7 protein-coding genes are annotated in these 7349 nt (G+C 47.1%); 5 read left to right on the top strand and 2 right to left on the bottom strand.

Annotated elements, in window-relative coordinates:
* Positions 1–536: 536 nt before the first annotated feature.
* Both dnaK and NZ772_10220 read right to left on the bottom strand, forming a co-directional pair.
* Complete coding sequence (dnaK, locus tag NZ772_10225; protein ID MCS6813927.1) at positions 537–2447, bottom strand: molecular chaperone DnaK; 1911 nt, start codon at positions 2445–2447, stop codon at positions 537–539.
* Between the two features lie 371 nt (positions 2448–2818).
* Positions 2819–3520: a uracil-DNA glycosylase gene (locus NZ772_10220; protein ID MCS6813926.1), complete on the bottom strand. Its 702-nt coding sequence runs from the start codon at positions 3518–3520 to the stop codon at positions 2819–2821.
* 449 nt (positions 3521–3969) lie between these two features.
* On the opposite strand from NZ772_10220, the gene NZ772_10215 reads away from it, so the two are divergent.
* The 5 genes from NZ772_10215 to NZ772_10195 form a co-directional block, all read left to right on the top strand.
* On the top strand, positions 3970–4164 hold the full coding sequence (locus NZ772_10215; GenBank protein MCS6813925.1) for a DUF2949 domain-containing protein: 195 nt from the start codon (positions 3970–3972) through the stop codon (positions 4162–4164).
* 57 nt (positions 4165–4221) lie between these two features.
* Positions 4222–5379 carry a glutamine-hydrolyzing carbamoyl-phosphate synthase small subunit gene (gene carA, locus NZ772_10210; protein ID MCS6813924.1) on the top strand — a complete coding sequence of 386 codons (1158 nt, stop codon included), beginning with the start codon at positions 4222–4224 and terminating at the stop codon, positions 5377–5379.
* Between the two features lie 67 nt (positions 5380–5446).
* Positions 5447–5833 (top strand): STAS domain-containing protein, encoded by a 387-nt coding sequence (locus NZ772_10205; GenBank protein ID MCS6813923.1) that lies wholly within the window; start codon positions 5447–5449, stop codon positions 5831–5833.
* 93 nt (positions 5834–5926) lie between these two features.
* Positions 5927–6412 (top strand): ribonuclease III, encoded by a 486-nt coding sequence (locus tag NZ772_10200; GenBank protein MCS6813922.1) that lies wholly within the window; start codon positions 5927–5929, stop codon positions 6410–6412.
* 183 nt (positions 6413–6595) lie between these two features.
* Positions 6596–7349, top strand: a 754-nt coding sequence (locus tag NZ772_10195) for a 23S rRNA (guanosine(2251)-2'-O)-methyltransferase RlmB (protein MCS6813921.1), incomplete at its 3' end; no start/stop codon positions are given.

Here is a 7349-nt window from a genome sequence, read left to right as displayed (position 1 = left end):
AGGTTTGCAAATCAACGACTGGTTATATTCTCGGTGACAGAGCTTAGTATCTCTAACTCCTAAACTTGCTAGGGTAAGCCTGTTTACAACTTTAGCTGACAAATCATTAATCCAGATTGAAAAACTATTACATTCTAGAACATAACGATCGCTAAGTAGCACACAAACCCGATCGCTATAGGTGATGATTGCAACAACTCACGAGTGAACCTGTAACCCTGCTTCAGTATTGCCTGTGTAAGCAATGCCCTATAAAGCATGAACCCTGGAGAACAGGGAATAAAAGAGCAGGGCAATACTTGCTAGCTCAAAAACCATTGCTTCACAAGCAGCCCTGCTCTACGTCAACGCTCTAAAGGCCAGAGCCTATTTAGACCGATGAGCTGGTTGATTGACACATCTTTTCGTAGGTCAGACTGAACAACGTGAAATTCAACACCAGTCTTTGCACCGTCGAATTACGCTACTGCTGACCCAATCTACAAAAGAATAACAGTTTCAAGAGTTTCGTCAGGCAACCAGAACTAAGAGTCTATTTACTTAGACTCAGTGAAGTCAGCATCAATCACATCATCACCGCTGGTACTAGCAGAAGTACCTGTATCTGACGCTCCATTAGCAGGCCCTGCGCTGCTAGCTTGTTGGTAAACGCTGCTACCAATGCTGTATAACGTCTGCTGCAACTCAGAGATTAACGATTTAACCTTCTCAGGCTCAATGTCCTGCGAATCCTTAGCAGCAACAGCTTTTAACTCAGTAACCAAACTCTGCACCTTAGTCTTTTCTGACTCAGGTACTTTGTCGCCCAGTTCATTGAGCTGCTTTTCAGCCTGGTATGCTAAGGAATCTGCTTGGTTCTTGAGATCAATTTTCTCCCGGCGTTGCTTGTCGGCCTGGGCATTACGCTCAGCCTCTTGCACCATGCGCTCCACTTCATCCTTCGGCAGAGTTGAAGCACCTGTGATGCTAATAGATTGCTCCTTGCCAGTGCCTTTGTCTTTTGCTGTCACATTCAGGATCCCATTAGCATCAATATCAAAGGTAACCTCAATTTGGGGCACACCACGCGGAGCTGAGGGGATACCATCAAGTCTAAAGGTACCCAAGCTCTTATTATCAGCCGCTAGCTCTCGCTCCCCTTGCAACACGTGAATCTCTACATTAGTCTGCCCATCGACGGCTGTGGAGAACACCTCTGACTTCTTAGTAGGAATGGTAGTGTTACGAGGAATGATCCGAGTCATGACACCGCCTAGGGTTTCCACGCCCAGAGATAGGGGAGTTACGTCTAACAGAAGAATATCTTTGACTTCACCAGCCAGCACACCAGCTTGGATGGCAGCACCCACAGCAACCACTTCATCGGGGTTAACACTCTGATTTGGCTCTTTGTCTAGCATTCGCCGAACTAGCTCTTGAATAGCTGGAATGCGAGTAGAACCCCCCACCATGACAACCTCATCGATTTGACTCTTGTCTAGCTTGGCATCCTTGAGGGCAGTTTCCACAGGGATCCGACAGCGATCGATCAAATCAGAACACAGCTCTTCAAATCGGGCGCGGGTAAGCACCATCTCCAAATGCTTAGGCCCATCTTGAGTGGCAGTGATAAAGGGTAAGTTGATCTCAGCTTGGGTAACACTAGACAACTCAATTTTGGCTTTTTCTGCTGCTTCAGTAAGTCGTTGAAGGGCTTGACGATCCTTCCGCAGGTCAATTCCCTCATTACGCTTGAAGTCCTCTGCCAAGTAGTCCACAATCTTCTTGTCAAAGTCGTCACCGCCAAGATGGGTGTCCCCGGCAGTTGCCAATACTTCAAACACACCATCGCCAACTTCTAGAATGGATACGTCGAATGTGCCACCACCTAAGTCAAACACAAGAATGGTTTCGTTGCTCTTCTTGTCTAACCCATAGGCCAGTGATGCAGCGGTTGGCTCGTTAATAATCCGTAGCACTTCGATGCCAGCAATCTTGCCAGCATCCTTAGTCGCTTGGCGCTGGGAGTCGTTGAAGTAAGCAGGGACAGTGATAACCGCTTGGGTAACCTGCTCCCCCAGATACTTACTTGCATCCTCAACTAGCTTACGCAGTACTTGAGCAGAGATTTCCTCTGGCGCAAACTGTTTGCCTAAACTAGGGCAGTCAATCTTGACGTTACCATTAACGTTGAGCACCTTGTAGGACACTTCAGTAGCTTCGTGGGTAACTTCGTCAAATCGACGGCCTATGAACCGCTTAACTGAATAGAAGGTGTTTTCAGGGTTCATAACGGCTTGACGCTTGGCAATTTGCCCAACGAGTCGATCGCCATTCTTCGCGAACGCAACTACAGACGGTGTCGTCCGAAAACCCTCCGCATTGGCGATTACTGTGGGCTTACCACCCTCCATCACCGCAACGCAGGAGTTTGTCGTACCTAAATCAATTCCAACAACTTTTGCCATAGGAATACTCCGGCTCCACTCTACTTAACAGACAAACGGTTAGCACTGAACCAGCCAAACCTCAACCAAGGGAGTAATTACTCAAGGCTCTACGCCCGACAGCATAGCCCAGGAGAGAGTTGTAAACTATTGCTGTTACTATACTGAGCGTGCTAGTTCAGTCCATGAAGGTGTATTTACCGAACCTTTAGTTGGGGGGGTTGCGTGACCATTGATGGTCAGCATCTAGGGGTTAAACCAAAGCTTAGACCCAATGAGCACCATGAGCGTGGCTTTAGCCCATAACCAATGCCTGATATTTACTGTAACGGTCACACTGCCAATCAGTAGAGTCGCGTGAACCGTAAGCATCAGGGTGTAGTTGCCGCCTATCAATCTGCACTAGCTAATTCGTCCAGCTTTGCGCGCACAGCCTGAATATCTTGCCACATCAGCCATTTAGGACTTCCCTTCTCTCGGGACTGGTTACGCAATAAATAGGCAGGGTGAAAAATAGGCATGTAAAGACGATTGTCTCGTTCTACCCATTGCCCCCGCACTTTAGTAATCCCTTGCTTAATTCCCAGAAGAGCTAGCATGGCCTGTTTACCACTCAGCAAAATAATTTTGGGGTTCACAATCCGAATTTGCTCTAGCAAATAGCCTTTACAGGCTTCAACTTCTGATGGCTCCGGGTCGCGGTTGCCGGGCGGACGACACTTCACAATATTGCAAATATAAACGTCTTCCTCTGTCAGGTTGACCGAGGCCAAAATTTTGTCTAGTAATTGTCCCGCTTTCCCCACGAATGGCAGGCCAGTTTCGTCTTCATGTTGCCCTGGCCCTTCCCCAACTACCATGATGGGGGCATGAACATTCCCTCGACCAATGACTGCATTGGTTCGGGTTTCCCCTAAGACACAGCGCTGGCACTGGTTGCAATGAACTTGAATCTGCTCCATGGTTTGGTAAGTACCAGGAAGGATAGGCACATTGGCGCTTGTCGGAATCTGATCAGGGTCAACGGCAGATGCTGATGGCGGCTGCACGACATCGGCTAGGGTAAATAGATCAATTTGCTGGTTACTAGTCATGCACGATCGATTGAACTATTGATTAGTAAACAAAGACTCCAGTTGAGTTGATTGTAATCTCTCAGTCAGAAATTCCCTGAGGTTTTGTTGGAGAATCACGACATTCTAGAATGACACAAGTCACATATTATTGTGACTACTATCACCAGTCAGCCCATCGTGTTGTCACGTATATAGCCTTGGAAAAACGGGATACTAAGCTATGTTGATTGGTGTATTGGTTAAGTCGATTTCGACGATGTAGATTACAGCAACTATGGAGAGTATGTCACCTTGGCAGGCCCTCGTCCCCCAGCCCCTCCTCCTAAACTTAGAAGAGGAGTAAGGGCAGCAGTGATATGTACCTGCAGCTACATGTTTGCTCACATGACCGCAATGTATACAGCTGTTTATACAGTTAGCCCTCGGAGTTGCATCTATGTACAAAGATTTCTCCTGAATTAGAGTCTATGAACACCTATAAGCTGGTTAGTTTTCTAGAGAATGAGCTAAAGTTGCCTACGGATGAGATTCGCTTAGCGCTTGACCACTGTGATGAACCCATTAATCTACCTATGGTTCTCTGGCAGTATGGATTGGTGAATCTCAACCAACTTGATCAAATTTTTGATTGGATGTTTAGTTGCACTACTTCTGCGAGCTAGTCGTCTGTTACTATCTGATAAGCTAAATCAGGTAACAATATCGCTGTAGATTCGCTTATGCCATTGACTGCTGCTAACCCTGCTTTGCTTGTACTCGTTGATGGCACCTATTATCAAGGGTGGTCATTTGGTGCGTCTGGTACGGTTGCAGGGGAGGTAGTCTTTAACACTGGTCTGACTGGGTATCAGGAGGTTTTAACGGATCCAAGCTATTGTGGTCAGATTGTCACGTTCACCTATCCAGAGCTGGGCAACACTGGTGTTAACCCAGAGGACGAGGAGTCAGACCGCCCCCAGGTACTCGGTGTTATAGCTCGTAACATTACTGACCAACCTAGTAGTTGGCGATCGACTCAATCGCTGCCAAGTTACTTGAGGCAACACAACATTCCAGGCATCTATGGGATCGATACCCGTGCCCTAACTCGAAAGCTACGATCAGTAGGTGCTATGAATGGCGCTATATCTACGACTATCACTGACCCAGCCGAGCTATTGGAGCAGTTGCGAGAAACTCCTAGTATGGCGGGTTTGAACTTGGTGCGGCAAGTTACTACACAACAGCCCTATGAATGGTGTGACGCAACGATCGCTCCCTGGGAATTTAGAGCTAGTAGCAGCGAAGCGACTTCAGAGGCAGCCGAGTATACAGTGGTGGCCATCGACTTTGGAATAAAGCGCAATATTCTCCGTCGGCTTGCTAGCTACGGATGCCGCATTATCGTTGTCCCTGCCCACACTCCCCCTGATGAGATTCTTGCTTACAACCCAGATGGCATTTTTCTCTCCAATGGCCCTGGTGACCCTGCTGCTGTGACGGAAGGCATTCAGACTGTACGAGCACTGTTGGAGAGTAAAACGCCTACCTTTGGAATCTGCATGGGGCATCAAATTTTAGGTTTATCTCTAGGAGCAGAAACCTTTAAGCTTAAATTTGGTCATCGTGGGCTAAATCAGCCCTGCGGTTTGCAGCGTCGGGTAGAAATTACCAGTCAGAATCATGGCTTTGCGATTGCAGCCGACTCCCTCAATCCAGCAGACATTGAGATCACTCATTTTAATCTCAACGATCGCACAGTAGCCGGACTTCAACACAAGACCCTTCCTTTTTTCTCTGTGCAGTATCATCCAGAAGCAAGCCCAGGCCCCCATGATGCAGACTACCTGTTTGAAAAATTTGTCCGTATGATGCGGGAGCACAAACAGAAATCTTAATGAATTTGTCAATTGAAATTTCACAGTGTATACTTGAACTTCGATTCAGTGTAAGCATTATTATTGTTTGATTGAGGAGGGCGTTATTCCTGAGCCACTTACCCTTACTGTTAGCCTGAGAGGCACTCGAGAGGTTAGGGACACCTGTCAGCTTTTTCACCTGACTGGCTTGTTGGATGCTTTCTCTGAACCTACATTTCGCAAAGTGCTAACAAAGTATGTTGAGGAGGGACCTACAAACATTATTCTGGATCTCTCCCATATTGATTTTGTTGATAGCTCTGGTTTGGGAGCGTTGGTGCAGCTTGCCAAGAAAGTGCAAGAAGTTGCTGGAAGCTTGCAAATTGTTACAAACCCTCGTGTTACCCAGACGGTTAAGTTAGTACGCTTGGAAAAATTCCTGTCTCTACAGCCAACAGTGGAGAAGGCTCTAGAAAATGTCTCCGCTGCTTAGGGTACTGTAGGTTCGTTATTAACTCAAAATCCTGAGAGGGGGCCGATCGTGCGATGGGGGTCAGACGTGGACACGCCAAGCAGCAGTTCTAACATGAACTCTACAGGTTGCCCTGACGGTTCAGGCTGGGACTTGAATTGTCCTCCTAATGGCATAGCAGCATCTATCTTAAAGTCTATATCGGTTGACAATAGCCTTCGAGCTTTTCTTTCTAGCCACGTGCCATTGCTACCTGCATCTGCACTGGCATACTTAGGGGATGCTGTCTACGAACTCTATGTTCGGACTTATTATGTGTTGCCACCAAAGCGATCTCAACTTTATCACCAGCAGGTTGTTGCTCAAGTTCGTGCTGAACAACAAGCTAACCACCTATTATGTTTGTTACCCTTACTGACAGAAGATGAGCATGACTTGTTAAAACGTGGTCGTAATGCTGTCGTTAGCAAGCCTAAGCGTGTTAGTGCCGATATTTATCAACAAGCTAGCAGCCTAGAGACGCTAATTGGCTATCTCTACCTAACGAACCCCCAACGGCTGGCACAGTTAATGCAGCACCTTGATTTTGGACAATATTGATTGAAGTTGTGTACTCCGTTCAGCATCTATAACTGCCAGGTAATATCTATAACCTGTGAACAGTGACGCTATAACCTGTGAATAGTGACGTGTGTAGTCTATAGTCTTTAGCGCATTAGTCTTTAGCGCATTCCATACCCGTTTCTCATTGAAGTAATTTTGTGCATCTCATTAGGAGGAGCTATGTCTGAACATCGACCAAAACCAAAACTAGGAAGAACGGCTCCCCATGGCTCCTCAAAGCCTCGTGTTAAACGACAAGGTTCAGGACAGTTAAGATTGGCACCATCCCTATCTCCAGCCATTACGCCCAAGACTCGTAAACCAAGGCTAAAGTCACACCATGCCAATGCTGATGGTGAGTACGCTCGATCGGACAAGCCTAGGTTTAGTGAACGATACCTACCCCATAGTCAGCACGATTCCCTAGCAACGGCTACTCAACGTTCTAATCATCGCCAAACAGATGAGCAGCCCAACAAAAACTTGCCTACTGAAGGAGATGATCCCGATCGCACTGACTTAATCTATGGACGACATCCAGTGTTAGCAGCTCTAGAAGCACAACAAGCCTTGAACCGTATTTGGGTGACTCCCCGTTTGCGCTATGACCCTCGATTTCACGGGCTGCTCAATCAAGCAAAGAGTGGTGGTGCTGTGATCCAAGAGGTAGAGCCACAGCGTTTGGACTACCTAACCCATGGCGCTAATCATCAAGGAATCGCAGCCCAAATTTCCCCCTATGAATACTTAGAGCTAGATGATTTAATCACCCAAGCTAAGGCTGCCTCAACTAGTCCTGTGCTATTGGTAGCAGACGGTATTACTGATCCCCATAATCTAGGAGCCATCATTCGCACTGGAGAGGCTTTGGGTGTCCAGGGTATTATTATTCCTCAGCGCCGAGCGGTTGGCATTACGTCAACCGTGATGAAAG

The organism is Cyanobacteriota bacterium (assembly GCA_025054735.1).
GTDB lineage: Bacteria > Cyanobacteriota > Cyanobacteriia > SKYG9 > SKYG9 > SKYG9.
The sequence above is the reverse complement of the archived record's forward strand: the minus strand, read 5'-3'. Positions and strand labels throughout refer to the sequence as shown.